This is a genomic window from Citricoccus sp. SGAir0253 (assembly GCF_005877055.1).
In the GTDB taxonomy this organism is placed as follows: Bacteria; Actinomycetota; Actinomycetes; order Actinomycetales; family Micrococcaceae; genus Citricoccus.
In genome coordinates this window covers 3,110,363-3,136,465 of the sequence record NZ_CP039424.1, presented here as the reverse complement: position 1 = coordinate 3,136,465, position 26,103 = coordinate 3,110,363, and the positions used below count along the sequence as shown (strand labels likewise).

At 73.9% G+C, this 26,103-nt stretch carries 22 protein-coding genes and 5 riboswitches; of the genes, 14 read left to right on the top strand and 8 right to left on the bottom strand.

All coding sequences use genetic code 11. From position 1 onward, the window contains the following. Nucleotides 1-103: 103 nt before the first annotated feature. The 6 genes from E7744_RS13685 to E7744_RS13660 all read left to right on the top strand — a co-directional run bounded on the left by E7744_RS13685 (nt 104) and on the right by E7744_RS13660 (nt 6,467). Nucleotides 104-586 carry a class F sortase gene (locus tag E7744_RS13685; RefSeq protein ID WP_137774598.1) on the top strand — a complete coding sequence of 161 codons (483 nt, stop codon included), beginning with the start codon at nt 104-106 and terminating at the stop codon, nt 584-586. Nucleotides 587-731: 145 nt separating this feature from the next. Continuing rightward, entirely contained in the window at nt 732-1,211 is a 480-nt protein-coding gene (locus E7744_RS13680) for an RNA polymerase sigma factor (RefSeq protein ID WP_137774597.1), read from the top strand. Continuing rightward, on the top strand, nt 1,204-2,028 hold the full coding sequence (locus E7744_RS13675; RefSeq protein ID WP_137774596.1) for an anti-sigma factor: 825 nt from the start codon (nt 1,204-1,206) through the stop codon (nt 2,026-2,028). The genes E7744_RS13680 and E7744_RS13675 overlap by 8 nt, the downstream gene beginning before the upstream one ends. Before the next feature lie 88 nt (nt 2,029-2,116). Continuing rightward, a riboswitch (SAM riboswitch) is annotated at nt 2,117-2,217 on the top strand. Between the two features lie 103 nt (nt 2,218-2,320). Next, nucleotides 2,321-3,646 (top strand): acyl-CoA dehydrogenase family protein, encoded by a 1,326-nt coding sequence (locus E7744_RS13670; protein ID WP_137774595.1) that lies wholly within the window; start codon nt 2,321-2,323, stop codon nt 3,644-3,646. After that, the gene (locus E7744_RS13665) at nt 3,643-5,082 is read left to right on the top strand and encodes an MFS transporter (RefSeq protein WP_137774594.1); all 1,440 of its coding nucleotides are present in this window, start codon (nt 3,643-3,645) and stop codon (nt 5,080-5,082) included. The genes E7744_RS13670 and E7744_RS13665 overlap by 4 nt, the downstream gene beginning before the upstream one ends. After that, on the top strand, nt 5,079-6,467 hold the full coding sequence (locus E7744_RS13660) for an LLM class flavin-dependent oxidoreductase (RefSeq protein ID WP_137774593.1): 1,389 nt from the start codon (nt 5,079-5,081) through the stop codon (nt 6,465-6,467). Before E7744_RS13665 ends, E7744_RS13660 begins: the two co-directional genes overlap by 4 nt. A 179-nt stretch (nt 6,468-6,646) precedes the next feature. Here the strand turns inward: E7744_RS13660 and E7744_RS13655 are convergent, their stop codons facing one another. Beyond that, nucleotides 6,647-8,053, bottom strand: a complete 1,407-nt coding sequence (locus tag E7744_RS13655; protein ID WP_137774592.1) for an MFS transporter — start codon at nt 8,051-8,053, stop codon at nt 6,647-6,649. Between the two features lie 306 nt (nt 8,054-8,359). On the opposite strand from E7744_RS13655, the gene E7744_RS13650 reads away from it, so the two are divergent. Then, nucleotides 8,360-9,226, top strand: coding sequence for a siderophore-interacting protein (locus E7744_RS13650; protein ID WP_137774591.1), 867 nt, complete (start codon nt 8,360-8,362; stop codon nt 9,224-9,226). 159 nt (nt 9,227-9,385) lie between these two features. Then, nucleotides 9,386-9,808: a hypothetical protein gene (locus E7744_RS13645; protein WP_137774590.1), complete on the top strand. Its 423-nt coding sequence runs from the start codon at nt 9,386-9,388 to the stop codon at nt 9,806-9,808. A 108-nt stretch (nt 9,809-9,916) separates the two neighbouring features. Here E7744_RS13645 and E7744_RS13640 read toward each other — a convergent pair whose 3' ends face one another. The 7 genes from E7744_RS13640 to E7744_RS13610 form a co-directional block, all read right to left on the bottom strand. After that, nucleotides 9,917-12,064 carry an AMP-binding protein gene (locus E7744_RS13640; protein ID WP_246858460.1) on the bottom strand — a complete coding sequence of 716 codons (2,148 nt, stop codon included), beginning with the start codon at nt 12,062-12,064 and terminating at the stop codon, nt 9,917-9,919. A gap of 11 nt (nt 12,065-12,075) precedes the next feature. Further along, a riboswitch (SAM riboswitch) is annotated at nt 12,076-12,180 on the bottom strand. A gap of 51 nt (nt 12,181-12,231) precedes the next feature. Continuing rightward, the gene (locus tag E7744_RS13635) at nt 12,232-13,926 is read right to left on the bottom strand and encodes a sodium:solute symporter (protein WP_137774588.1); all 1,695 of its coding nucleotides are present in this window, start codon (nt 13,924-13,926) and stop codon (nt 12,232-12,234) included. Further along, entirely contained in the window at nt 13,923-14,624 is a 702-nt protein-coding gene (locus E7744_RS13630; protein ID WP_168199829.1) for an OsmC family protein, read from the bottom strand. The genes E7744_RS13635 and E7744_RS13630 overlap by 4 nt, the downstream gene beginning before the upstream one ends. A 128-nt stretch (nt 14,625-14,752) precedes the next feature. Continuing rightward, nucleotides 14,753-15,052: a rhodanese-like domain-containing protein gene (locus E7744_RS13625; protein WP_137774586.1), complete on the bottom strand. Its 300-nt coding sequence runs from the start codon at nt 15,050-15,052 to the stop codon at nt 14,753-14,755. Nucleotides 15,053-15,241: 189 nt separating this feature from the next. Further along, nucleotides 15,242-16,000, bottom strand: a complete 759-nt coding sequence (locus tag E7744_RS13620; protein WP_137775065.1) for an ABC transporter permease — start codon at nt 15,998-16,000, stop codon at nt 15,242-15,244. Between the two features lie 173 nt (nt 16,001-16,173). Then, entirely contained in the window at nt 16,174-17,202 is a 1,029-nt protein-coding gene (locus E7744_RS13615; RefSeq protein WP_137774585.1) for an aliphatic sulfonate ABC transporter substrate-binding protein, read from the bottom strand. Nucleotides 17,203-17,369: 167 nt separating this feature from the next. Further along, nucleotides 17,370-18,224: an ABC transporter ATP-binding protein gene (locus E7744_RS13610; protein ID WP_137774584.1), complete on the bottom strand. Its 855-nt coding sequence runs from the start codon at nt 18,222-18,224 to the stop codon at nt 17,370-17,372. A 9-nt stretch (nt 18,225-18,233) separates the two neighbouring features. After that, a riboswitch (SAM riboswitch) is annotated at nt 18,234-18,331 on the bottom strand. Nucleotides 18,332-18,567: 236 nt separating this feature from the next. Further along, a riboswitch (SAM riboswitch) is annotated at nt 18,568-18,660 on the top strand. Nucleotides 18,661-18,673: 13 nt separating this feature from the next. On the opposite strand from E7744_RS13610, the gene E7744_RS13605 reads away from it, so the two are divergent. The 6 genes from E7744_RS13605 to E7744_RS13580 all read left to right on the top strand — a co-directional run bounded on the left by E7744_RS13605 (nt 18,674) and on the right by E7744_RS13580 (nt 26,025). Then, nucleotides 18,674-20,086, top strand: a complete 1,413-nt coding sequence (locus tag E7744_RS13605; RefSeq protein ID WP_137774583.1) for an LLM class flavin-dependent oxidoreductase — start codon at nt 18,674-18,676, stop codon at nt 20,084-20,086. Next, nucleotides 20,083-21,114 carry a methionine ABC transporter ATP-binding protein gene (locus E7744_RS13600; protein WP_137774582.1) on the top strand — a complete coding sequence of 344 codons (1,032 nt, stop codon included), beginning with the start codon at nt 20,083-20,085 and terminating at the stop codon, nt 21,112-21,114. Before E7744_RS13605 ends, E7744_RS13600 begins: the two co-directional genes overlap by 4 nt. Continuing rightward, entirely contained in the window at nt 21,111-21,809 is a 699-nt protein-coding gene (locus E7744_RS13595) for a methionine ABC transporter permease (RefSeq protein WP_137774581.1), read from the top strand. The genes E7744_RS13600 and E7744_RS13595 overlap by 4 nt, the downstream gene beginning before the upstream one ends. Before the next feature lie 133 nt (nt 21,810-21,942). Further along, nucleotides 21,943-22,866: a MetQ/NlpA family ABC transporter substrate-binding protein gene (locus E7744_RS13590; RefSeq protein WP_137774580.1), complete on the top strand. Its 924-nt coding sequence runs from the start codon at nt 21,943-21,945 to the stop codon at nt 22,864-22,866. A 98-nt stretch (nt 22,867-22,964) separates the two neighbouring features. Beyond that, nucleotides 22,965-23,057, top strand: a riboswitch (SAM riboswitch). Nucleotides 23,058-23,062: 5 nt separating this feature from the next. Further along, the gene (locus tag E7744_RS13585) at nt 23,063-24,493 is read left to right on the top strand and encodes an acyl-CoA dehydrogenase family protein (protein WP_137774579.1); all 1,431 of its coding nucleotides are present in this window, start codon (nt 23,063-23,065) and stop codon (nt 24,491-24,493) included. Between the two features lie 164 nt (nt 24,494-24,657). Beyond that, on the top strand, nt 24,658-26,025 hold the full coding sequence (locus E7744_RS13580) for a hypothetical protein (RefSeq protein ID WP_137774578.1): 1,368 nt from the start codon (nt 24,658-24,660) through the stop codon (nt 26,023-26,025). Nucleotides 26,026-26,103 lie beyond the last annotated feature (78 nt).

Here is a 26,103-nt window from a genome sequence, read left to right as displayed (position 1 = left end):
GGCCGGCGTCGGTCCGGCGGCCGCGGCGGACCGGCCGGCGACTCCCGCCCCGGCGGATGACCGTGCCTCCGCCGTCCCGGCCGCCCGCGCCGCGGACGTGCCGGTGGCCTCCGCCGCGCTGCGGCCCGCCGAGCCGGTCCCGGCACCGGTCCGCCTGCGGTACGAGGCGATCGGGGCGGACGTGCCCGTGATGCCCACCGGCGTGGCCGGCGACGGCCAGATGGAGATCCCCGAGGACGCGGCCACGGCGGGCTGGTACCGGTTCGGGCCGGCGCCGGCGGACGGGGAGGGCCACACGGTCCTCGCCGCCCACGCCGGCTCGGTCGAGACGCCCCGCGGGCCGCTGTACGCCCTGCGGGACGCCGCGGCGGGGGACCTCGTGCGGCTGTGGGACCAGGACGGCACGGAGCACCGCTACCGCGTCACCACCGTGGAGCAGCTCGGCAAGGACGGCCTGGACTTCACGCCCTACTTCGACCGGACCGGCCCGGCCCGGCTGGTGCTCGTGACCTGTGGCGGCCAGTGGCGCCCGGAACGGGAGAGCTATGCGGACAACATCATCGTGGTGGCCGAACCGGTCCCCTGAGCCGTATCCTCGGCTCCAGACGATGCCGCCGGCCTGGTGCCACCCCGGCTGAAGGGCCGGCCCCGGCCCGGCCGGGACCGACCGAGGAGACACGCTGGACAGCGACGACCTGCCACGCCGCTTCGCGGCCGGAGCACCGGACGCCATGAGGGAGGCCTACTCCCTGCACGGGCGGCTGGTGTTCTCGCTGTGCATGGCCGCGCTGGGCCAGCGCCAGGACGCCGAGGACGCCGCCCAGCAGGTGTTCACCCGCGCCTGGCGCTCCCGCGAGAGCTACGACCCGTCCCGGCCCCTCGGCGGCTGGCTGACCGGGATCACCCGGCGCGTGGTGGCGGACGTCTTCGCCGCGCGCGAGCGCCAGCGCCGGGCCGTGGACGCCACGGCCGGCGAACAGCCACGGGAGGACCGCCAGCTCTCCGAGCAGGTGGTGGACCGGGTGCTCGTCCACGAGGCCCTGGACCGGCTCGGCCCGCCCCAGGATGAGATCCTGAGGATGGCCTTCGTGCAGGACCTCCCGCAGGCCCAGATCGCCGAGCGGCTCGGCATGCCGCTGGGGACGGTCAAGTCGCATGTCCACCGGGGACTGGCCCGGCTTCGAGTAGCACTGGAGGTGAACGATGGCTGAGACGACGGAACGGCACCTGACCGAGGACGACCTCGCCTCGATCGCCACCGGCGCGGCCCCCGGCGCGGCGGTGGCCGCCCACCTGCTCGCGTGCCCGCCCTGCCGCGAGGACCTCGCGCGCACGGAGCGCGCGGTCGCGGCCCTGGCCGCCCCCGTGGAGCTCCACGAGCCGCCAGCCGGCCTCTGGGAGGCCATCGAGCGGGACCTCGGCACCGCGTTCCCGGACCCCTCGCCCCTGCGGCCGCTACCGGGAGACGACCGGCCGGCGCCCCGACCCGGCGGGGCGGGCGCGGCGGGACCCGAGGAGGGCGGCTCCGTGTCCTTCCTGCCGCGGGCGAACCGCCGTCGCTGGCCGGTGATCGCCGCCGCCGCGGCCGCCGGGCTCGTCGTGGGCGCCGCGGGCGCCGCGCTCGTGACCGCGGCACTCACCGGCGACGACGGCGGGAACGGCACGCCGCAGGGGCCGGTCGCCGTCGGGGAGGCCGTCCTGGACCCGGTGACGGCGGCGGACGTGGCCGGCCGGGCCGAGATGGTCTCCGAGCCGGACGGCGGGCTGCGCCTGACCGTGGACGTCTCCAAGCTGCCCGAGAGCGGCTACTACGAGGTGTGGCTGCGGGACGAGGAGGCCAGCCGGCTGATCTCGCTGGGCACGGTGACCGCCACGACCACCACGCTGCCGGTGCCCTCCGGGGTGGACCTGGCGCGGTTCCCCGTGGTGGACGTGTCGCAGGAGGACTTCGACGGCAACCCCGCGCACAGCGGCGTGACCCTCGCCGCCGGCCCGATGACGCGGACCGGGGACGCCACCGCCGGCTGAGCCCGGCCCGGGGCGCGGGTCCCGCGCGTGTGTCCCGGCGTGACGCGCGCCACCCCGGGGGCCGCCACGTGCTGTTACGGTGGTCGGGTAACCATCCAGAGCGGCTGAGAGACCTGGCTCGACGACGCCGCAGCAACCCGGGGGGACCTCGTTCCCCACGACGGGTGCTAAGGCCAGGACCGATGGAGATCCCGGAACCGCCGTCGGTCTGTGCGTCGGCGCGTGCCGGCGTGCCGGCCGTTCCGAGGCATGGGTTGCCGGTAATCCTCGGTGCGACCGAGAGGACCGCCGAATGACGCAGGGCACGGCCGAGAGGGCCGCCACCAGCCAGACCACCACCAGCCAGGCCACTCCCCGCAACCTCGCCACCGGGCTCCCCGCCGACCACGCCGGGCTGCGCGAGCACTTCGCCCCGCTCCTGGCGGAGATCGCCGCCGGGTCCCTGGAGCGGGACCTGGAGCGCCGGCTGCCGTTCGCCGAGGTGCGCCGCCTGGACGAGGCCGGCTTCGGGACGCTGCGGGTGCCGCGCGAGCACGGCGGGCCGGGGGTGAGCGTGGAGGACTTCACCCGGCTGCTGGTGGACCTCGCCGAGGCCGACTCCAACATCGCGCACCTGTACCGCTCGCACGCCGGCTTCGTGGAGTCGCTGCGCTTCCTGCCGGCCCGGGTCCAGGACGCCTGGTACCCCCGGGTGCTGGCCGGGGCCACCGTGGGCAACGCCTCCACCGAGAAGGGCGGCAACGCGCTGGGCACCCTCAACACCGTGCTGCGCCGCACGGAGGCCGGCTGGGTGCTCACCGGCCGGAAGTACTACGCCACCGGCTCGGTCTTCTCCGACTACACGCGGGTGTCCGCCGCCCTGGACGGCCAGGACGGCCGCCGCTTCGCCGTGGTGGCCACGGACGCCCCGGGCGTCACGTTGGAGGACGACTGGGACGGCTTCGGGCAGAAGCTCACCGGCACCGGCACCGCGGTCTTCGAGGACGTCTCCGTCCCCGAGGACGCGGTGCTGGACCGCACCGCGGGCAGCGCCGAGGCGGTCCACGAGGCCGCGTTCTTCCAGCTCGTCCTGCTGGCCGTGCTGGCCGGGATCGCCCGGGCCGCCCGGCGCGACGCGGTGGCCACCATCGCCGGCCGCACCCGGACGTTCAACACCGGGCTGGGCCTGCCGTTCCGCGAGGACCCCCTGATCCAGGAGGCCACCGGCCGGATCTCCGCGAAGGCCTTCGCGGCCGAGGCCACGGTGCTGCACGCCGCCCGCGCCCTCGACGCCGGCCTGGCCGCCGCGACCGCCGCCGGCGCCGACCGCCCGGGGTTCCGGGGCACCCTGCCGGCGGCGCTGCACGCGTCCGAGATCGCCGTCGAGCACGCACAGGTGACCGTGCCGGAACTGGCCCTCGGCGCGGCCCAGGACCTGTTCCTCACCGTGGGCGCCTCCGCCACCTCCACCGCCAAGGGCCTGGACCGGCACTGGCGCAACGCCCAGACGGTGGCCACCCACAACCCCATCGCCTTCCGCGCCCGTGCCCTGGGCGACCACGCCATCAACGGCACCCTGCCCGAGGGGCTGAACGCCATCGGCGACGCCCGCACCACCACCGCGGGAGGCCGCGCATGAACACCACGACCACGCCGTCCACCGCCGCCGCGCCGCCCCGGGGCCGGGCCTCCGCCCTCGTGCACGGCAAGAAGCGCGTGCTCGCCTCGGCCTTCGCCGGCACCACGATCGAGTGGTACGACTTCTACCTCTACGGCACCGCCGCGGCCCTGGTCTTCAACGTCCAGTTCTTCCCCATGGCCACCGAGCTGGGCGGGATCGTCGCCTCCTTCGCCACCCTCGCCGTCGGGGTGGTGGCCCGGCCCCTCGGCGGGATCGTCGGCGGCCACCTCGGGGACCGGATCGGCCGCAAGGCCCTGCTCGTCGCCTCCCTGCTGGTCATGGGCATCGCCTCCACCCTCATCGGGCTGCTGCCGACCTTCGACGCGATCGGTTGGTGGGCCGTCGTCGGGCTGGTGGTCCTGCGCATCCTGCAGGGCCTGTCCACGGGTGCGGAGTGGGGCGGCTCGGCGCTGCTGAGCGTGGAGCACGCCCCGGCCCGCCACCGCGGGTTCTTCGGCTCGTTCACCCAGATCGGCTCCTCCGCGGGCATGCTGCTGGCCACCGGCGCCTTCTTCATCGTGCAGAACGTGCTGACCGAGGAGCAGTTCGCGGCCTTCGGCTGGCGCATCCCCTTCCTGCTCTCGGCGCTGCTCGTGGCCGTGGGCCTGTGGATCCGGCTCGGCGTGGCGGACGCCCCCGAGTTCCTCGAGCACCAGGCCTCGGGACGGGTGGAGACGTCGCCCCTGAGGGTGCTGCTGGCCCACCATCGCCGCCCGCTGCTGGTGACGATCGGCCTGCGCCTCGCCCAGAACGCCGTCTACTACCTGGTGACCGTGTACATGCTCACCTACCTGCGGGACGAGCGCGGTGACTCCGCCTCCGGGGTGACGGCGGTGATGGTCGCCTCCGCGATCGGCCTGGTCTCCACCCCGTTCTGGGGCTGGCTGTCCGACCGCGTGGGCCGCAAGGTCGTCTCCGTGACCGCCTACGCGGCGGTCGGGGTCTTCGGCTGGGTGCTCTTCGCGTTCCTGGACGCCGGCCCGCTGTCCCTGCTGCCGCTGGTGATCGTCCTGGGCATCAACGTGGTCCACGACGCGATCTACGGGCCGCAGGCCGCCTGGTTCGCCGAGCAGTTCCCCGTGCACGTGCGCTACTCCGGCGTGAGCATGGGCTACCAGGTGGGCACGGTGCTCGGCGGCGGGCTGATGCCGATGATCGCCGCCCTGCTGTTCGCCGCCGGCGCGAACACCCCGTGGCTCATCGCCGGCTACCTCAGCGTGCTGGCGGTGCTGTCCGTCGCGGCGGGCCTGCTCGCCCGCGACCCCGCCCGCAGCCACCACGGCACCGAGCTGACGGACCTGCACCCGGCACCCGCAGGACCCGCGGCCGGGAACGCCGGGACGCCGGGCGCCGCGACCGCCGCCGCCCCCACCCCCGAGAGGACCCGCGCATGAGCCGGCCGATGCTGCTGAACGCCTTCGACATGATGGTCCCGGTGCACCAGTCGCCGGGGCTGTGGCGCCACCCCGACTCCGGGGCGTCCCGCTTCGACACCCTGGGCTACTGGACCTCGCTGGCGCGCACCCTGGAGGAGGGCGGCTTCGCCTCGCTGTTCCTGGCGGACATCCCCGGGGTCTACGACGTCTACGGCGGCGGCACGGAGGCCACGGCGCGCGGCGGCGTCCAGTACCCGCTGCTCGACCCGCTCGTGCTGGTCCCGGCCATGGCCGCCGTGACCGAGCGCCTGGGCTTCGGCGTGACCGCCTCGGTCACCTACGAGGCGCCCTACCTGCTGGCCCGCACGCTCGCCACCCTGGACCACGTCACCGCCGGCCGCGTGGCCTGGAACGTGGTCACCTCCTACCAGGACTCCGCGGCGCGGAACCTGGGCCTGGAGCGCCAGTTGCCGCACGACGAGCGCTACGACCGGGCGGACGAGTACCTCGAGGTCATGTACAAGCTCCTCGAGGGCTCCTTCGAGCCCGGGGCGGTGCGCGCGGACGCGGAGGCCGGGGTCTTCGTGGACCCGGACCGGGTGCACCCCGTCGAGCACCGGGGCACCTACTTCTCCGTGCCCGGGCAGGCCCTGGCGCATCCGGGGCCGCAGGGCACCCCGTTCCTGTTCCAGGCGGGGGCCTCGAAGCGGGGCCAGCAGTTCGCCCTGGACCACGCCGAGGCGATCTTCTTCATCGGCAACACCCCGCGGCTCGTGCGGGGCTGGACGGACGGCGTGCGGGCCGGGCTGGCCGAGCGCGGCCGGGCCGAGGACGCCGTGAAGGTCTTCACCATGGCCACCGTGGTGGTCGCGGACACGGACGAGGCGGCGCGGGACCGGCTGGACGGCTACCGCCGGCACGTGGACATCGAGGGCGCCCTGGCCCTGTTCGGCGGCTGGACCGGGGTGGACCTGGCCGGCGCGGACCCGGAGGCGCCCCTGGAGTACGTGGCCACGGACGCCAACCAGTCCGCGCTGGCCTCGTTCACCTCCCTGTCTCCGGACCGGCGGTGGACGGTGCGGGACCTGGCCGAGTTCGTGGCCATCGGCGGCCGCGGCCCGGTGATCGCCGGCTCCCCGGCCACCGTGGCGGACGAGCTCGAGCGCTGGCAGGAGGAGGCCGGCGTGGACGGCTTCAACGTCTCCGCCGCCGTGCGGCCGGCCGACCTGGAGCGCTTCGGCGCCCTCGTGTCCCCGGAGCTGCGCCGCCGCGGGGTCCTCGCCGAGCCCGGCACGGGCACGCTGCGCGAGGCCCTGGGCGGCGGCGGTCCCCGGCTGGCGCCGGACCACCGCGGCGCCGCGTTCCGCCGTGCCGTCGGGGCGGGGGCGTCCGCCGCCTCCTGACGGGGCGCGGTCCCGACGTCGGCCCGTCGGCTCCCCGGCCGGCGTCGGGACCGCGCGGCCCGGGACCCCCGCAGGGCCGGGAACGCCGCGGCACCCCGTCGCCCTGGCCCGGCCCCGGAACGGGCCGGGCCCCGCAGCACCCGGGGGTGCTGCGGGGCCCGGTGGAGGGGCGGTGCGGCTCAGCGGCCGCCGTGGGCCTGGTCGGCCTGGCGGACGATGGCGGCGTCCTCCGGGTGCTCGGCCAGGTACTGCTCGTGGACCTCCTCCACGTGCAGGTCCGAGCCCTCGACGGAGCGCGGCACCATGGACACGGCGACGAAGGACACGATGGCCAGGGCCGCGATGTACACGCCGATGGTCCAGCCCTGTCCGGTCTCGTTCAGCAGCAGCTGGGCGATCATCGGGGCGAACGCGCCGCCGATGATGGAGCCCAGGGCGTAGCCGATGGAGACGCCGGAGTAGCGCACGTGGGCCGGGAACATCTCGGCGTAGAGCGCGGACTGCGGGCCGTAGGATGGGCCGAGGCCGACGGTCAGGATGACGATCGCCAGGGCGAACAGCGGCAGGGAGGCGGTGTCCATGAGGAACCACATGGGGATGGCCCACAGGATGATGATGCCGTAGCCGATCTGGAACGTGCGGATCTTGCCGATCTTGTCCCCGATGTACCCGCCGAACATCGTGAAGGCCAGCCAGCCGAGGCCGCCGATGAAGGTCGCGACCAGGGTGGACTCCCGGCTCATGCCCAGGACGTTGGCGCCGTAGGAGGCGAAGAACGCGATGACCAGGTAGCCCGCGGCGTTGTTGGCGCAGAAGATCAGGGCGGCCAGGATGACGTTCTTCTTGTGGGACTTCAGGAGCACGCCCAGGGGAGCGGCGGACTCCTTCTTGCGCAGCTGCATCTCCTTGAAGACCGGGGACTCGTCCACGGCCTTGCGGATGAGGTAGCCGACGACGATCAGCACCACGGAGGACAGGAACGGGATGCGCCAGCCCCAGGCCAGGAAGGCCTCCTGGCTCATCGAGCTGGTGAGGGCCCACATGAAGACCGTGGCCAGCAGCATGCCGATCGGCACGCCGATCTGCGGGTAGGAGCCGAAGGCGCTGCGCTTGTTGCGGGGGGCGTGCTCCACGGACATCAGCGCGGCACCGCCCCACTCGCCGCCGGCGGAGAAGCCCTGGACGATGCGCAGGAGCATCAGGATGATCGGGGCCCAGATGCCGATCACGGCGTACGTGGGCAGCAGGCCGATCAGCGCGGTGGCGCCGCCCATGCCCACGAGGGTCAGCACGAGGACGAGCTTGCGGCCGTGCTTGTCCCCCAGGTGGCCGGCCACGATGGCGCCCAGCGGGCGGAACAGGAAGCTGATGCCCAGGGTGGCCCACGTGATCACCTGGGCGAGCCCCGGGTTCTCCTGCGAGACGGGGGCGAAGAACAGCGGGGCCAGGACGAAGGCGGCGGCCTGCGCGTAGATGAAGAAGTCGTACCACTCGATGGTGGTGCCGACGAGGGTGCCCGCCAGGACCTTCTTCTCCTCGGGGGTACGCCCCCGGGGCGAGGCCACTGCGGCGTCGTGATGTGCCATGGTGTGCTCCAGGTGATCGGTGCGGTTGCGGCGTGGGGATGAAGTCTTTAGTGACCGACCGTTCGGTCACTTCAGAAGCATAGAGGACATGGTGAGCCGTGTCACATACTTTCTGGACTCGAACAGGTCTCGATTCCGCGCCGACCCGGAGCGGGACGGCCGCGGGCCGCCCGAGGGCGGTGGCGGGTCCCGGCCGGCCGCCGTCGCGATTATTGGGCCACGACCGCCTGACGTAATGTCGGAGGGGCAGGGAGAGGCCCTGCCGCACCGGCCGCCCGGCCGGTGGAGCGACGAAGGGGTTCCCGCATGCCGCAGCACGACCCGGAGGGACCGGCTCCCGCCGCCCGGCGCCCGCGCCAGCCCAAGCCCACCGTGGTCCTCGAGGTGGTGGCCGCGGAGCGGCTCGGTCCGCACCTGGTCCGCCTGACCCTGGGCGGCGAGGGCTTCGCCGTGTACCAGGACAAGGACGCCACGGACAAGTACGTCAAGCTCCTGTTCGCCGACCCGGCCCTGGGCCTGGAGATGCCGTACGACCTCGAGGCGCTGCGCCAGCGCCTCACCCCCGAGCAGATGCCGGTCCGGCGCACCTACACGGTGCGCTCGGTGGATCCCGACGCCGGCACGCTCACCATCGACTTCGTGGTCCACGGCGAGGACGGCCTGGCCGGCCCGTGGGCCGCCGCCGCCCGGCCGGGGGACCGGGTCTGCTTCACCGGCCCCGGCGGGATGTACCGCCCGGACCCGGCGGCCGACTGGCACCTGCTGGCCGGCGACGAGTCCGCCCTCCCGGCGATCGGCGCCGCCCTCGAGGCCATGCCGGCCGACGCCGTGGGGCAGGCGATCATCGAGGTGGCCGGCCCCGAGGACGAGATCGGGCTGTCCGTCCCCGCCGGCATCACGGTCACCTGGCTGCACCGGGGCGGGGAGTTCACCCCCGAGACCACCGGGCTGGCCGCCGCCGTGATCGACGCCGAGTGGCGCGAGGGCACCGTGCAGGTCTTCGCCCACGGCGAGCGGGAGATGGTCAAGGACCTGCGCCGCTACCTCGCCGACGTGCGCGGGGTGGACCGCCGGCAGATGTCCCTGTCCGCGTACTGGGCCCACGGCCGCGCCGAGGACGCGTTCCAGGCCGAGAAGCGCGAGCCGATCGGGCAGATCTTCCCGGAGGCCTGAGGGTGGGGTGCCGGATCCGCGGCGCAGGGTCCCGCGCCGGGGCCGGGGCCCGTGTGCTGCTGGGCCGCCCTAGCGGGGTCGGCACCACTCCACTAGCTTGAGGGGCGGGGGCGGGCAGACCGTCACCGTGACCAGACCCACCGACATCCGGGAGACACCATGGCTGCTGACGAGACCAACGCCAACGACCGCACCGGCGCCGACCAGGCCACCAGGATGGCCGAGGAGGCCGCGCGGCGCTTCGAGGAGAACGCCGAGCGCGTGCGCCAGATGGTGGAGCAGAACTCCGAGCGCGTGCGCGAGATGGTCGAGCAGAACTCCGAGCGCCTCGGCGAGATGGTCGCGCAGAACTCCGAGCGCGTCCGGGAGTTCAACTCGGCCATGCAGGAGGCCTCGAAGTCCACCAGCCGCTCCGTCGTCGACAATTCCACGAAGGCCGCGAAGAGCCTGTTCGAGCTGCAGCGCCAGATGGCGGGCAACGCCCGCACGCAGTGGGCGAAGGATGCCGCGAACACCCAGATCCAGTTCGCCGAGGACGTCACGGAGGCGTGGGCCAAGGCCGCCCGCGGCCTGCTGAAGTGACCCGGACGGCCCCCGGCGCCGCCGGGGGCCGTGCCCTCCCTGCCCCCGCCCAGGGGCCCTCCCGTCGCTCCCGACGGGGATGGGGCCCGGGCGGTCCGGGCCGACTGACTAGCCCCGGCGGCGGGCCATGACGTCGGCGATCTGCCCCACGCACGGCTCGTTCTGCAGGCTCGTGGTGTCCCCCAGGGCGGTGCCCTCGAAGAGCTGGGTGAGCAGGCGCCGCATGATCTTGCCCGAGCGGGTCTTGGGCACGTCCGGCACGAACACCACGTCGCGGGGCTTGGCCACGGGGCCGATCGCGCGGCCCACGTGGTGGCGCAGCTCCTCGGCGGCCCCTGCCACGTCCCCGCCTGCGGCGCCGTATCCCTCGCGGGCCACCACGAAGGCGACGGCGGCGTGCCCGGTCTTCGCGTCCGGCACCGGGCAGACCCCCGCCTCGACGACCTGCGGGTGGGAGACGAGCGCGGACTCGATCTCGATCGTGGACAGCCGGTGCCCGGAGATGTTGATGACGTCGTCGATCCGCCCGAGGATCCAGGTGTCCCCGTCCTCGTCGAGCTTGGCGCCGTCCCCGGCCAGGAACCAGCCCTGCTCGGCGTAGTCCTTCCAGTAGGAGCTGAAGTACCGGGCGGGATTGCCCCACACGGTGCGCGCCATGGCCGGGCCGGTGCGGGTGACCACCACCTTGCCCTGCACCCCCGCCGGGACGGCGGCTCCGTCGTCGTCCACCACGGCCGTGTCCACGCCCGGCAGCGGGCGGGACCCGCAGCCGGGCTTGAAGCGCTCGTCCGTCGGGCGCGGGGAGAGCACGGTGGCGCCGGTCTCGGACTGCCACCAGGTGTCCACCATGGGCACGCCCACCGAGCCGTCGCGCGGCACCCGGGCGCCGGCGTCGCCGGTCTCGGCCTGCAGGGCGGCGTCCAGCGCGGCGAGGCGGTCCCGGCCCACCTGGGTGCGGGCCCAGGTCCACGCCTCCGGGTTCACGGCCTCGCCCACGGTGCCGACGAGGCGGATGGAGGACAGGTCGTACTGCGCGGGGATGCCCTCGGGGAACCAGCCCATGAGCGAGCGGACGAGGGTGGGCGCGGTGTAGTAGCTGGTGACGCCGTAGCGCTCGATCACCTCGAAGTGCCGGCCGGGGTGCGGGGCGTTCGGCACGCCCTCGTAGATCACCTGCGTGACGCCGTTGGACAGCGGCCCGTAGATCTCGTAGGTGTGCGCGGTGACCCAGGCCAGGTCCGCGGTGCACCAGTGCACGTCCTTCTCCCGCTGCTCCGCGTCCGGGTTCGAGAACAGGTAGTCGTGGGACCAGGAGGCCTGCGTGAGGTAGCCGCCGGAGGTGTGCACCAGGCCCTTGGGCTGGCCCGTGGTGCCGGAGGTGTACATGATGAACAGCGGCGTCTCGGCGTCGAAGGCCTCCGGGACGTGGGTGTCCGGCTGGCGGTCCACGAGCTCGTGCCACCACACATCCCGGCCCTCGGTCCAGGAGATCTGCCCGGGCCCGTCCCCGGTCTCGGTGTGGCCGGTGCGGTCGAGCACCAGCACGTGCTCGATCGCGTTGTCCCCGGACACCGCCTCGTCCGCGTTGGCCTTGACCGGCACGGCCTGGCCCCGGCGGAACTGGCCGTCCGTGGTGACCAGCAGCTTCGCCCCGGTGTCCTCCACGCGGAAGCGCAGCGCCTCGGCGGAGAAGCCGCCGAACACGAGCGAGTGCACGGCGCCGATCCGGGCGCACGCCAGCGTGATGACGACCGTCTCCACGAGCACCGGCAGGTAGACGACCACGCGGTCGCCCTTCCCGATCCCGAGCTCCAGCAGGGCGTTGGCCGCCTTGCTGACCTCGCGCTGCAGCTGGGCGTAGGTCACGGCCCGGCGGTCGCCCGGCTCGCCCTCGAAGTACAGGGCCACCTTGTCCCCGCGCCCGGCGGCCACGTGGCGGTCCACGCAGTTCGCGGCGACGTTCAGGCGCCCGCCCTCGAACCAGCGGATCTCCGGGCCGCGCTCGGCCGCCGGGTCCGCGGGGGTCATCGAGTGCACGGTGTGCCACTCGGTGTCCCAGTCCAGCCGGCGGGCGGCGGCGTCCCAGAACGCGAGGCGGTCCTCCTCGCGGACGGGCGACCCGTCCCCGAGGCCGCCGTGCAGCAGTCCCGCGGGGCGGCCGGGGTGGACGGAGGGGTCGGCGGCGTCCACGACGGCGGCCGGCAGGGGAGCGGGCAGGGCGGCGGGAACGGTCGGTGCGGAGGCGTGGACAGGCACGGGAAACCTTCTTTCCATCGAATCTGGCGGTAGCACCTGGCGGGCCGGCGCACTGCCGGTCCCGCGGGTTGCTGCGGCGTCACGGAGCCAGATCTCTCGGCCGCTCGGGATGGTCGACTCCACTGTACGGCCGGTCCGGCCCCGGGCGCGAAACGGGTGACCGCGTGCTACGCGGCGGGCGGTGCCGAGGCGGCCGTCCCCGGGGAGGGCGCGGCGGAGGAGGGCTCCACCGCGCCTGCGTCCTCCCGGGCGCCCCCGGCGGCGCGGCGGGTCCCGGTGCCCTCGGTCAGGAGCACCGCAGCGGAGAACAGGCACAGGGCCACGGCGCCGAGCAGCAGGCCCGTCATCCCGTTCGCGGTGAGCCACGGCCAGACGACCGCGGCGAGCGCCACGAGGACCCCGGCGCCGGCCAGGGCCGTCACCCCGCGCTGGCGGCGGCGGCCCGGCGCGGCGAGGCGCCACTCGGACCGCGCGAGCGTCACCGCGGTCATGGCCAGCAGGTTCACGGCCATCCCGAGCCACACGGGATGCAGCCCGAGCAGGAACGCGGTGGGGTGGAAGCCGGAGGCCGCGTACCAGGCCAGCCCCGTGCCGAAGCCGGCCAGCATGGCGGCGAGGGCCGCGGACCGCGTGGCCAGGGGCCAGGCGAACGCGGCGAGGACGGGGGCCAGCGTGGCGCCGTTGCGCAGGGTCCACGCCATGACGTTCCACCACGCGGACTCCTCGGTGCGCAGCAGGGCGAAGGCGACCATGACCACCGTGAGCCCCACGAGCGCCACCCGGGTGTAGCGCACCAGCTGCGCCTCGGTGGCCCCGGGGTGCAGCGCGGAGCCGAGGTCGCGGCCCAGCGAGGTGGCCCCGGAGAACTGGCAGGGCCCGGCCCAGCCCAGGGCGCAGGCCCACAGGCCCACGAAGAACACGCCGGCCGCCCAGGGCGGCACCGTGCCGGTGACGTACTCGGCGATCGAGACCAGCGGCAGCGCGCCCCCCGGGGTGACGATCGCCGCGGCCACCCCCACGAGCACGCCGAGCACGAGCAGCGGGGCGCCCAGGACGGCGGCGCGCAGCAGGCCCCGCTGGCCGTCGGCCGGGGTGCGGGCGGACATCGACATCTGGAACGCGGCCTGGGCCAGCGGGACGTTGATGATGAAGGTGCCGAACCACGCCACGATCAGCGAGGTCCCGGCATTGACCGGGTCGAACATCTCCGGGCGCTCCGCCGCGAAGGCGGCCAGCCCGCCGGGGCCGGCCAGCCCCGGCTCGGCGAGCAGGGCCCACAGCCCCACGAGGAACATCAGCCCGATCATGACGACGTTCATGGTCTGGCTGAACCCGACCGAGCGCATCCCGCCGGAGGACAGGAAGCCCAGCAGCACCACGGCCGTGACGGCCACGGACAGCGGCAGGGACAGGTCCGTCACCACGGACAGCGCGGAGGCGAAGGCGATCGTGGTGGCCACGGAGTACATGGGGAAGGTGAGCCCGGTGATGACGGAGCCCACGGCCTTGGCGGCCCGGCCGAACCGGTCCCCGATGATGCCGGTCACCGTCACCACGAGCCGCTCCCGCAGGGGCTTGACCAGCAGCAGCGCGATGAGCAGCACCTGCACCGTCTCCGCGACGCCGTACCAGATCGCCGAGACGCCGGTCCGGTAGCTCAGCTCCACGATCGCGATGTAGGACGAGCCGGAGAACAGGCCGGTGATGCAGAACGCCACCGTCCAGGGCCCGAAGGAGCGGCCGCCCACGAAGAACCCGCCCCGGCCGGTCTCCCGGCGGCGCGTGACGATCCGCCCGCCGAGCACGAGCCAAGCGGTGTAGGCCAGGGCCAAGGCGATCGTCCACAGCCCCGCCGCGGTCATGCGCGCACCCTCGCGTCCGCCGCGCCCGCAGTGCCCGCGTCCGCCGCGCCCGCAGTGCCCGGGGCGCCGGCCCGCCCGGCCGGTGCGCCGCCGTCGGGCCCTCGGCGCACGTCCGCGTCCTCGCAGGTGAAGACAGGCTCCGGGGCGCCCACGGGCGCGTTCGGCACGGGATAGCCGAGGGCAAGGTTGCACGCGGCCTCGGCGTCGTGCGCCACGGTGCGCGCGGCGAAGGACCACGCCACGGTCAGGTCCACGTTCGCGTCCCGCAGCAGGTTCACGGCGGGGCAGGAATGCTCGACGGCGGCGGCGAAGTCCCGCAGGACCGCCGGGTCGGTCTCGGGGGTGCCGACGCAGACCTGCAGGCGGTAGGCGTGGAAGTAGGGCTGGACGTCCGCGGTGCCGGCCAGGCCGCGGCGGTCCTGGCGAGCCAGGGAGTAGGTGGAGATCCCGGTCAGCCCGAGGCCGCGCCGGGCGGCGGCCTGGTCGATCGTGACCGTGATGCAGGCGTCCACGGCGCCGGCGAGGTACTCCATGGGCGTGGGGGCCTCGTCGCGGCCCCCGATCGCCTCGGGCTCGTCCACGGTGAAGGCGAAGCCGCGGATCGCCACCCGCGTCTGCTGTCGTCCGGTCCAGGTCCCTGCGGCGCGCAGGGTCTTGGACTCGCTGTCCACGGGCGTCTCGGTGAATCGGGGCTGCACGCGGGTCATCCTAGGACCCGTCCGGGAACGGGAGGTGTCCGGGTGACGCCCCGCGTCCGGACGTGCGCCCACGCCCCGCGTCCGGGCGCCCGTCCTCGTCAGGGCCGGGACGGGCCTCCCGGCGGTGACTACCGGTCGGTGGGCAGCCCGGAGCCCTGCCAGGCCATCATGCCGCCGGCCATGGTGTCCGCGGTGTAGCCGGCCTGGTTGAGGGCCTCGGCCACGCGGGCGCTGCGGTTGCCGCTGCGGCACACGACGATCACGGGGCGGGACTGGTCCAGCTCGCCGAGCCGGGCGCCGAGCTGGCCCATGGGGATGTGCAGGGCGCCGGGGATCATCCCCTCGACGACCTCGAAGTCCTCGCGGACGTCGAGCACCTGGTCCTGGGCGCGGCGCTGGTTGGCATCGGTGATGGTGATCTCGGGCATGGGGCCTCCTGGGGCGGCGGGCCCCGCGGCGCGCCGCGGGGTCTCGGACGGGTTCGGTCGGAACCAGTATGCAAGATACCCCCAGGGGTATGCAAGTACCCTTAGGACGCGACTTTGCGGGCAGAATCCACCGGTGGCTTCTGCCCGCAAAGTCATGGGCGGGGAGGAGGGGAGGGGCGGCGGGGCCGGTCAGGTCCAGCGCCGGACCGCCCACCTCTCCACGAGGCCCAGGACGGCGTCGGTGGCCTTGCCGATCACGGCCAGCAGGATGATCGCCAGGACCAAGCGGTCGGTCCGCCCGTTGTTCTGCGAGTCCGTCAGCAGGAAGCCGAGTCCCATGGAGGAGGCGATCAGCTCGGCGGCCACGAGGAACAGCCACGCCTGGGCCAGGGCCAGCCGCAGGCCCGAGAACACGGACGGGGTCACCGCGGGCAGCTGCACCGTGCGCAGCAGCCGCAGGCCGTGGTAGCCGAACGCCCGCCCGGCCTCCACGAGGTGCGGGTCCACGTGGCGCAGCGCCGCGTGCACGGTGGTGAAGACCGGGAAGAACGCGCCGATCGCGATGAGCGTGATCTTGGAGTCCTCGCCGATCTTCATCCAGAGGATCAACAGCGGCACCCAGGCCAGGGACGGCACCGCCCGCACCGCCCCGACCAGGGGGGACAGGAGCGCATCGGCCCACGTGGACAGCCCCAGCACGGACCCGACCAGCAGGCCGAGCGCCCCGCCGATGGCGAAGCCCAGCAGCACGCGCTGCACCGAGATGGCGACGTGGTGCCCCAGCGAGCCGTCCGAGGCCAGCTGCACGCCGGCCTGCACCACGGAGGCCGGAGAGGGCAGTTGCACGGGGGAGAACACTCCCGCCGCGGTCGCCGCCCACCACGCGGTCACCAGCAGCACGGGGACCACGAGCCCGACGGCGGCCCGTCCGGCCGGCGTGCCGAGGATCCCGGGTGTGCCGGGGCCGGACCCCGTCCGGCCGCCGCGGCGGTGACCGGACGTCCTGCCGGACCGGGGCGCCGGACCGGCGGCGGCCGGCGTCGGGACGGACGTGCCCGCCGCCGCGGGCGAGGCGCCCACCGTGCCGGGCGGGACGGCGTGGTCGGGCGAGGCCGCGCGGCTCACCGGGTGGCCTCTTCGGCGTAGGCCGGCTCGAGCAGCTCGGCCAGGGCGGTGTCCACGTTGTCCTGGCTGGCGACGTCGCCGGTCTCCACGAGGATGGGCCCGACCCGCTCCAGCACGTCCAGCTGGTCCTGCCCGGGCACGGGGTCCACGTCCAGGTTCGAGCGCTCCTCGATGACCGTGGTGGCCACCTCCTCGTCCAGCCCGGCGACCTCGGCGAGGATCCGCGCCGTCTCCTCGGGGTTCTCCAGGGACCAGGCGCGCGCCTTCTCGTAGACGTCCACCACCGTCTGGGCCAGCTCGGGGGATTCCTCGAGGAAGGACTCCGTGGCGTTGAGGAAGCCGTAGGTGTTGAAGTCGACGTTGCGGTAGAACAGCTCCGCGCCCTCGGCCTCCGCTCCGGCCATGATCGGGTCGAGGCCGGCCCAGGCGTCCACGGAGCCGTTGTCCAGGGCGGTCTTGCCGTCGGCGTGCTGCAGGTTCTGCACGGTGACCTCGGACGGGTCCACCCCGGCCTCCTCGAGGGACTGGATGAGGAAGAAGTATGGGTCGGTCCCCTTCGTGGCCGCCACGTCCCGGCCGGCGAGGTCCGCGACCTCGGTGATGTCCGAGTCGGGGCCGGTGACCAGGGCGGACCACTCCGGCTGGGAGTACAGGGCGATGGTCTTGATCGGGGTGCCGTTGGCCCGGGCCAGCAGGGCCGCGGAGCCGGCGGTGGAGCCGACGTCGATGGCCTCGGCGCGCAGCGCCTCGTTGGCCTTGTTGGAGCCGGCGGACTGGACCCAGTTGACGGTGACGCCCTCGTCCGAGAGCTCCTCCTCCAGCCAGCCCTTCTCCTTGATCACGAGGGAGAGGGGGTTGTAGGTGGCGAAGTCGATGTCCAGGGTGCCGCCGCTGCCGCCACCGGCGGTGCCGGAGGCCCCGGCCTGGGCGGCGCCGCCGCCTGAGCCCTCGCCGGCCACGCAGCCGGTCAGGGCGAGGGCGGAGACGGCCAGGGCGGCGGTGGAGAGGGCAAGTCGTGAGCGCATGGGGATGCCTTTCGGGACGGTTGCGGTGATGCAGGGAAACGCGGAAGGAGGCGGCCGGGCGTGGAGCACGGCCGGGAGGGAGGTTGGGGGGCCGTCCGGGCGCGGACGGCCCGCCCGTGGAGGGGCCCGGACCGAGGAGCCGGTGCCGGACGGGGCGGGCCCGCCGCTCAGCGGCGGTGGGCGTCCACCCCGAGGCCGTCCAGCAGCTCGGAGCGCAGGGCGGCGAGCTCGGCCGAGCCGCGGTCCCGGGGGCGCTCGCCGGGCACCGTGAGGACGGTGCGGGCGGAGGCACCCGGGGCGGCGTCCGGCGCGTGGTCCCGGCCGAGGAGCAGGATGCGGTCGGCCAGCTGCAGGGCCTCGTCCACGTCGTGGGTGACGAGCAGGATGGTGGTGGCGGTGCGCGCGTGGATGTCCAGCAGGAGGTCCTGCATCCGCATCCGGGTCAGTGCGTCGAGGGCACCGAACGGCTCGTCCAGCAGCAGCACGCCGGGCCGGCGCGCCAGGGCCCGGGCGAGCGAGGTGCGCTGGGCCATGCCGCCCGAGACCTCGCGCGGGCGGTGCCCGGCGTGGGCGGCCAGCCCGACGAGCTCGAGGAGGTGGTCCACGCGCTCGCGGCCCTCGGCGCGGCCGGTTCCGTGCGGCAGGCCCAGGGACACGTTCTGGTGGATGGTGCGCCAGGGCATCAGGCGGGGTTCCTGGAACCCGACGGCGGTGCGTGCGTCATGCGGCGCGACCCGCCGGCCGCCGATGAGGATCTCGCCGGTGTTCCCGGTGTCCAGGCCGCCCGCGGCCCGCAACAGGGTCGACTTGCCGCAGCCGGAGGCGCCGAGGATGGCGAGCACCTCGCCCGGGGCGACCTCCAGGGTCAGGTCCCGCAGGACGGTGCGCTCTCCCTCGAGGCCGGGGAAGGAGCGGCCGACGCCACGGAACTCCACGGACAGGCTCGCGGCCGTGGCGTTGCCGGGTGACCCCACGCGGGCTCCCGTGCCGGCGGCCAGGCGCGGTTCGGCAAGGGCGGTCATGATCATCACTCTCCATCGCTTCTGGCATGAGCACCGTTTCCCGGTCGGGGACCGGGCGGTTGCTGCGGCGTCACGGAGCCAGATCTCTCGGCCGCTCTGGATGGTTGGTGGCAATAGTGAAGCAGGTGCGGGACGGCGCCGCCACCACCGATGCCGCTTTGGGCGGCGTGTCGTGGCGTCCCGGGAAGCGGGGACCGCTGCCTGCGTCACGTGACGTCACGGAGCGTCATGCTGGACCCTCATCGGGGCAGCCTGCAGCGTTCCTGGCGCGGGGTGATCGGTACGCGTCGGAGTGTGACGCCCGGTTGGCGCCCCGGCTCCGGACGGCCCCACAGTGGATCCGTAACCATCCAGAGCGGCCGAGAGATCTGGCTCGACGACGCCGCAGCAACCCGCCCGACAGGGGCCAGGGTGCTACCGCCAGGATCGATGGAAGGACGTGCATTCCCATGCACCCTCATGCCCCGAGACGGATCCGCTTCAACGCGTTCGACATGAACTGCGTGGGCCACCAGTCCCCCGGACTGTGGCGGCATCCGGACGACCGGTCGTCCGAGTACAACACCATTGCCTACTGGACACACCTGGCCCAGGTCATCGAGCGGGGCCGCTTCGATGGGCTGTTCATCGCAGACGTCCTGGGCACCTACGACGTCTATGGCTCCTCGAACCGGGCCACCTTGGCCGCGGGGACGCAGGTCCCGGTCAATGACCCGGTGCTCCTCGTCAGCGCGATGGCCGCGGTGACCGAGCACCTGGGCTTCGGGATCACCGCCGGAACGGCGTTCGAGCATCCCTACCCCTTCGCCCGCCGCCTGGCAACGCTGGACCACCTGACCGGTGGCCGGGTCGGCTGGAACGTCGTGACCGGCTACCTTCCCTCGGCCGCGCGCAACATGGGGCAGCGGGACCAGGCCGCCCACGACGACCGTTACGACCACGCAGACGAATACCTCGAGGTCGTCTACAAGCTGCTCGAGGGGTCGTGGGAGGACGGCGCCGTGGTGCGGGACCGCCGGTCCAGCGTCTTCACCGACCCGGATCGCGTGCACGAGATCGGGCACGCCGGTGCCCACTTCACCGTGCCCGGCATCGCGATCACGGAGCCGAGCCCCCAGCGCACGCCCGTCGTCTACCAGGCCGGGACCTCCCCGCGGGGGCTGCGCTTCGCCGGGGAGAACGCCGAGTGCGTCTTCGTCGCCGCCCCGACCCGGCAGAGGCTCGCGCAGGCCGTGACCGGGATCCGTGCTGCCGCCATCGAGGCCGGTCGGGAGCCGGGCGACGTCAAGGTCTACACCCTGCTCACGGTGATCACCGGGCCGGACGAGGCCGCCGCGCAGGCCAAGCACGAGGACTACGCCTCGTACATCGACCACCAGGGGGCCCTGGCCCTGCTCTCGGGGTGGATGGGCATCGACTTCTCGCAGTACGGCCTGGACGACGTCATCGGCCATGACGTCCAGACCAATGCCGTCCAGTCGGCGGTCGACACCTTCCGCGCCTCTGCGGGTGACGACGAGCCCTGGACCGTCCGCCGCCTCGCCGAGTGGGTCGGCATCGGCGGCTTCGGTCCGGTCGTCGTCGGATCGGGGGCCCAGGTGGCCGATGAGCTCCTCGACTGGGCCCGAGAGACCGACGTGGACGGCTTCAACCTGGCCTACGCGATCACCCCCGGCACCTTCGAGGACGTGGTCGAGTACGTGGTGCCCGAACTCCAGGCCCGGGGCGCCTATCCGACCGACTACGAGGAGGGCACCTTGCGCCACAAGCTGTTCGGACGTGGGGACCGGCTCCCCGCCAACCACCGCGGGTCCGGCTTCCGGATCGGCGCGCTCGCCATGAGCGGGGGCGCGGAGCGGTGATCGAGATCAGGAACCTGCACAAGTCCTATGCCGGACACGACGGGCCGGTCGAGGTCCTCAAGGGCATTGACCTGGTCGTGCCCGAGGGCACCATCACGGCCGTCGTCGGACCGTCCGGTGCGGGCAAGACCACCCTCTCGCACTGCATCTCCCTGCTGGAGAAACCCACCAGCGGAGAGATCCTCGTCGACGGAAGGGACCTCTCCCACCTGCGGGGACGGCAACTGCGCTCCGCCCGAAGGGCGATCGGCACCATCTTCCAGCACTCGGCCCTGCTGCGGCGGATCACGGTGGCGGAGAACGTCGCCCTGCCCCTGCGCAACCTGGGCGTGGTCCAGCACGAGATGGAGGACCGAGTCGCCGAGTTGCTTGACCGGGTCGGTCTGCTGCACAAGGCGAACGCCTATCCCGGCCAGCTCTCCGGTGGCCAGCGGCAGCGGGTGGGCATCGCCCGCGCGCTGGCCCTGCGGCCGCGCATCCTGCTCTCCGACGAGTCCACCTCCGGGCTGGACCCGGAGACGACCGCACAGATCCTGGACCTGCTCGCCTCGCTGCGCAGCGACCTGGGCCTGTCCATCATCCTGATCACCCACGAGATGGACGTCGTCCGCCATGTGGCCGACCAGGTGGCGGCGTTGTCCGACGGCCGGCTGTCCGAGTACGGGTCCCTGCCCTCGCTCGTGGCCGACCAGGACTCGGCGGTCGGCCACCAGCTCCTGCCGGTCTCCGCACTGCCGCTGCCGCCCCGGTTCGATCTCGCGCTCGAGCTCGCCTACCGGGACGGTGCCGTCGACCCGGAGTGGTTCACCCGGCTGGCCGTGGACCACGGGATCCGCCTCGCCCTGCTCGGCGGGACGGTGGAGGCCCGCGGGGACATCGCCCTGGGCCGTGCCGTCGTCGGGATCCACTCCGAGCAGTACCGTCCCGCGATCGAGGCGCTGGACCGCCTCGGCATCCAGGCCCGGCTGCGCGACGACGCGGCCCGGTCCACCACCCACGACGAGACCCCACTGGAGGTGGTCGCATGAGTGCGACGACGGAGTCCTCGCAGCCCCTCGTGACGGACACGCCGTGGGCGGACCTGCCGTCACTGCTGCTGCCCGCCTATGGCGAGACCTGGGCCATGGTGGGCATCGTGATGGTGATGGTCGTGCTCGTCGGTGGGGCCACCGGGGTATTGCTCTACAACACCTCCCCGCGGGGGCTGTTCCCCCGGGACCGGCTCCACGGCGCGCTCAGCTGGGTGGTGAACATGGGCCGATCCCTGCCGTTCCTCGTGCTGATGGCGGCCATCATCCCGTTCACCAAGTGGGTCACCGGCACCACCCTGGGCATCGCGGCCGCGATCGTGCCCATGACCATCGCCGGCATCCCGTTCTTCGCGCGCCTCGTGCAGAACGCGCTGAACGACCTACCCCGCGAGAACATGGCCGTGGGCCTCGTCACCGGCAGCTCCACCGGACAGATCATCCGGCAGACCCAGTTGCGCGAGGCGCTGCCGGGGCTGGCCTCGGCCGTCACCCTCAACACGATCTCGATGATCGAGTACTCGGCCATCGCGGGCACCATCGGCGCCGGCGGCATCGGGTACCTGGCGGTCACCTACGGCTACCAGCGCTTCGACATGACCGTCATGCTCGCCACGATCATCGCGCTGATCGTGACCGTCCAGGTCGTCCAGTTCATCGGCGACCGGGTGGCCCACGCCCTGGCCCGCCCCTGAAGGCCGTGCCGCCGGCGCCGCCGACTGGGCTGAGCGCCCTGCACCGGCCCGCACGGCCTCGTGCCACCACCGCCCTCCCGACGCCCGGCCCGCCATGCCGCGTCACCGTCGTCGCACTTCCCGAAGGAGCATCATGAGCACTCCGTCCGCCGAACACGCCCACGGCTTCACGCTGCGCCGGCAGCGTGCCGCCTTGCCCTGGAGCATCGCCGCCCTGGCCACCGTGATCGCCCTCGTCCTGGGCATCGTGGTCATCCAACAGTCCAACCGCCCGGCGGTGGCCGCCTCCGGTGCGGCCACCTCCGAGGTGACCGGCCCGCTGCGCGTGCATTACGAGCCCGCCATGGCCGGCGAGGAGAAGATCCTCGACTTCGTGGCCGAGGAGATCGCGCCCGACCACGGCGTGGAGATCGAGGCGGTGGGCATCGAGGACAGCGTCCAGTCCAACCGCGCCGTGGCCGAGGGGTCGATCCACGCCACGATCTTCGAGCACCAGTGGTACATGAAGCAGGTGGCCGATGCCAACGGCTTCGAGCTGACCCCCACCATCGAGCTCTACCAGTGGGCCTTCGGGCTGTACTCCACCCGGTACGACTCGGTGGAGGAACTCCCGGACGGTGCCACGCTGGCCGTGCCCACCGACCTGGCCAACCAGGGGCAGGCGCTGTGGCTGCTCGACCGCGAGGGACTCATCACCCTGGACCCGGACATCGAGCCGCGCACCGCCAAGCTGAAGGACGTGGTGGACAACCCCCGCGGCTTCGAGTTCACCGAGATCGACCTGCTGTCCATGGCACGCACGCTGGACTCCGTGGACGTCGCCATCGGCTACACCAACCTCTTCGACGCCGGCAAGGTCGGCCGGGACAAGGGCATCCTGTTCCCGGACCCGCCCAGGACCTTCGCCTCTCGGCTCATCGTCGGCACGCAGTTCGCGGACACCCCAGAGACGCAGAAGCTCATCGAGGTGTTCTCCGACCCCCGCCTGGAGGAATACCTGAAGACCACGGACGACCCGCTCGTCGCCGGCGTGCTGACACCCGTCTCCGCGGAATGACCGCCCGTCGGCCACGGTGCCCAGCACCGGGGCCGACGGCCGGCCGGCCACGGAACGGAGTTGGCGTTCCGCCCGGGCCGGTGGTCTCATGACAGGGAACACCATCCAGAGCGGCCGAGAGACCTGGCTCGACGACGCCGCAGCAACCCGCCCGACAGGGGCCCGGGTGCTACCGCCAGGACCGATGGAGGACAGCATGACCACTGCAGGCAACAGCACGACCACGGCCCCGGAGGCCCGGGAGGCGGACTCCGGCCCCACCCACCGGAACGGTCGCACCGGTTCCCACTATGCCTCCCTGTCCGCCCGGTTCGCCCCGGCCTTCGCCGAGGTGGCCCGCGGGGAGACCGCCCGCGAGGCGGGCCGCCACCTGCCGTTCGCCCCGCTGGAGCAGCTCCGTGCCGCCGGCCTGGGCGGTCTGACCGTGCCGGAGTCCGCCGGCGGGGCCGGTGCCGGCCAGGAGGACGCGCTGCGGCTGCTCATGGACCTGGCGGCGGTGGACGCGAACACGGCCCACCTGCTGCGCAGCCACCTGAGCTTCGTGGAGCACGTCCTCGTGCAGGCCGACGCCGCCCTGCGCTCGCGCTGGCTGGCGCGGGTGATGGCCGGCGAGCTGGCCGGCAGTGCCCTCTCCGAGTCCCCGGGCCCAGCCCTGGGCGAACTCGCCACCACCGTGTGGAAGGACGACGGGGGCTCGCTGCGCATCCGCGGCCGCAAGTACTACACGACCGGCAGCATCTTCGCCACGTGGACCCTGGCCACCGCCCGGCTGGAGGAGGGCGTCCCGCGCCCGGGCCGGCGTCGGGGGCAGCCTCGCACCGCCCGGCCGGAGGCCGGCCGGCCGGACGATCCCCGGCTGCCCGACCGGACGGACCTGGCGCTCGCCGTCGTGCGGGTGCGCCAGCCGCGCGCGGCCGTCAAGGACGACTGGGACGGCTTCGGCCAGCGGCTCACCGGCACCGGCACGGTCGAGTTCGACGGGGCCGGCGTCGAGGACCTGCTGGTGCTGCCCCCCGCGGACGGGCACGTGCCGCTGCACCACGAGGCCACGCTGATGGCCCTGCTGGCCGGGGTCGGCCGGGCCGCCCTGCGGGACGGGATCGGCCTCACCCGCGCGCGCCGCCGCTCGCCCAACACCGCGGGCGGGCTCACCCCGCGCGAGGACGACCAGCTGCTGGGGATCGTGGGCGAGCTGTCCGCGCAGCAGGCCACCGCCGAGGAACTGGTGCGCGCCGCCGGACGTGACCTCGACGAGGCCCTGGCCGTCGCCGCCCAGCCCGCCGCCGCGGCGACCGCCGAGTCCGCCACGGAGCCGGAGACGGGGACGCACCCCGAGCCTGGCGCCGAGCCCGCCGCCGAGACCGCGGCCGAGGCCATGCGGCGTGCGGCCCTGACGGTCCATCGCGCCCACGTGATGGTGCCGAGGCTCGTGCTGGACACCTGCACGCGGATCTTCGACACCCTGGGGGCCTCGGCCACCAGTACCGACCTGCAGCTGGACCGCCACTGGCGCAACGCCCGCACTCTCGCCAGCCACGATCCGGCCGTGTTCATGGCCCGGATGGTGGGGGACTGGGAGGTGAACGGCACCCGGCCCGTGCCGTACCTGACCACCGGGACCGTCTGACCGCGACCGCCTGACCACCAGGACCCCCTGACCACCAGGACCCGCTGCCGGCCGGTGCCGGCACCGCGGCCCCAGCCGGCGAAGATTTCCCCCGCCCCGACCCATCCGGCCGGGCACCTGCTCCGAACACCAGACGTCACCGCTGGATCGACCAAGGAGCAGTCATGACCACGAACACCGCCCGGAAGACCACCACCGTCCTCGGCGCCGTCGCCCTCGCCCTGTCCCTCGCGGCCTGTGGCGCCGGTGGCGGAGCCGGCGGGGAGTCCGGCCAGTCCTCCAGCCCGGCGGCGTCGGCCTCGCCCTCGATGTCGGAGTCGATGTCCGGGGCGATGTCCGCCTCGCCCTCGGCGTCCGCGGGCATGTCCGAGGACATGCCGGAGGCCTCATCCGCGGCCATGCCGATGCCGGCCTCCACCGGCGATCCGTTCGCCGACGCGCGGACCGCCGCGGCGCACATGCCCGAGACCGCCGAGACGCTGGCCGCCGGCCTCGTCGCCGCGGCCGACGTGGACGGGGACCCGGCCTCCGAGGCGGCCACCCTGCGCGCCACCCTCACGGCCCAGCTGCAGGAGCACGTCTACCTGGCCGGCATCACCGTGGCCACGGCCTATGCCACCGACCTCGAGAGCCCGGAGACCGAACTGGCCTCCGCCGCCCTGGACGAGAATTCCCAGGAGCTCGCCGCGACCATCGAGGCGGCCTCGGACGCCGAGACCGCCGAGGCGTTCCTCGCGCTGTGGCGCGAGCACATCGGCTACTTCGTCGACTACGCGGCGGCCGAGAAGTCCGGTGATGCGGCCGGCCAGGAGCAGGCCGTCGCCGACCTGGAGGGGTACACGCGGGAGGCCGGGGCCTTCTTCGAGGAGCTCACGGGCGGCGAGCTGCCGGCCGATGCCGTGACCGAGTCCCTGCACGGCCACGTGGACACCCTCACCGCCGCGATCGACGGCCTCGCCGCCGGCGATCCCGCGGCCTACGGCGACCTGCGGGCCGCGGCCCACCACGTGGGCGAGGCCGCCGGCACGATCACCGGCGGCGTGGTCGCGGCCACCGGGATGGAGGGCGATCCGATGGACGACGCGGCCGCCCTGCGCGCCCAGCTCACCTACGACCTGCAGGAGCACGTGTACCTCGCCGGGATCGCCGTCTTCACCGCCTACACCGCCGAGGGCGGCACCGATTCCGAGGCCTTCACGGCCGCGGCCGGGACCCTTGACGAGAACTCCCAGGCCCTGGCCGAGGCGATCGGCTCGTTGGCGGGCGAGGACCAGGGCGCGGCGTTCCTGGAGCTGTGGCGCGAGCACATCGGGTTCTTCGTCGACTACGCCGGGGCGAGGGCCGCGGGGGACACCGAGGCCGCCGAGCAGGCCCTGGCGGACCTGGACGGCTACCGCCCGCAGGCCGGCGAGTTCCTCGAGGGGATCAGCGGCGGCGAACTGCCGGCCGAGGAGGTCGCCGCGGGGCTGGGCATGCACGTGGAGACGCTGGCCGGCGCCATCGACTCGATGGCGGAGGCCCTCGTCAAGTGACGGGTGCACGGTGCCCCGGACACTCCCCGGCGAGCGTCCGGGGCTCCGCCCCGCCCGCCGTCGCCGGGCTCCGGGCGT

Bases quoted from the DNA above. Each gene is read 5' to 3' on its own strand.
- E7744_RS13680 (WP_137774597.1), top strand. From the start codon at position 732: ATGAGGGAGGCCTACTCCCTGCACGGGCGGCTGGTGTTCTCGCTGTGC.
- E7744_RS13675 (WP_137774596.1), top strand. From the start codon at position 1,204: ATGGCTGAGACGACGGAACGGCACCTGACCGAGGACGACCTCGCCTCG.
- E7744_RS13670 (WP_137774595.1), top strand. From the start codon at position 2,321: ATGACGCAGGGCACGGCCGAGAGGGCCGCCACCAGCCAGACCACCACC.
- E7744_RS13665 (WP_137774594.1), top strand. From the start codon at position 3,643: ATGAACACCACGACCACGCCGTCCACCGCCGCCGCGCCGCCCCGGGGC.
- E7744_RS13660 (WP_137774593.1), top strand. From the start codon at position 5,079: ATGAGCCGGCCGATGCTGCTGAACGCCTTCGACATGATGGTCCCGGTG.
- E7744_RS13655 (WP_137774592.1), bottom strand. From the start codon at position 8,053: ATGGCACATCACGACGCCGCAGTGGCCTCGCCCCGGGGGCGTACCCCC.
- E7744_RS13650 (WP_137774591.1), top strand. From the start codon at position 8,360: ATGCCGCAGCACGACCCGGAGGGACCGGCTCCCGCCGCCCGGCGCCCG.
- E7744_RS13645 (WP_137774590.1), top strand. From the start codon at position 9,386: ATGGCTGCTGACGAGACCAACGCCAACGACCGCACCGGCGCCGACCAG.
- E7744_RS13635 (WP_137774588.1), bottom strand. From the start codon at position 13,926: ATGACCGCGGCGGGGCTGTGGACGATCGCCTTGGCCCTGGCCTACACC.
- E7744_RS13625 (WP_137774586.1), bottom strand. From the start codon at position 15,052: ATGCCCGAGATCACCATCACCGATGCCAACCAGCGCCGCGCCCAGGAC.
- E7744_RS13615 (WP_137774585.1), bottom strand. From the start codon at position 17,202: ATGCGCTCACGACTTGCCCTCTCCACCGCCGCCCTGGCCGTCTCCGCC.
- E7744_RS13610 (WP_137774584.1), bottom strand. From the start codon at position 18,224: ATGACCGCCCTTGCCGAACCGCGCCTGGCCGCCGGCACGGGAGCCCGC.
- E7744_RS13605 (WP_137774583.1), top strand. From the start codon at position 18,674: ATGCACCCTCATGCCCCGAGACGGATCCGCTTCAACGCGTTCGACATG.
- E7744_RS13595 (WP_137774581.1), top strand. From the start codon at position 21,111: ATGAGTGCGACGACGGAGTCCTCGCAGCCCCTCGTGACGGACACGCCG.
- E7744_RS13590 (WP_137774580.1), top strand. From the start codon at position 21,943: ATGAGCACTCCGTCCGCCGAACACGCCCACGGCTTCACGCTGCGCCGG.
- E7744_RS13585 (WP_137774579.1), top strand. From the start codon at position 23,063: ATGACCACTGCAGGCAACAGCACGACCACGGCCCCGGAGGCCCGGGAG.
- E7744_RS13580 (WP_137774578.1), top strand. From the start codon at position 24,658: ATGACCACGAACACCGCCCGGAAGACCACCACCGTCCTCGGCGCCGTC.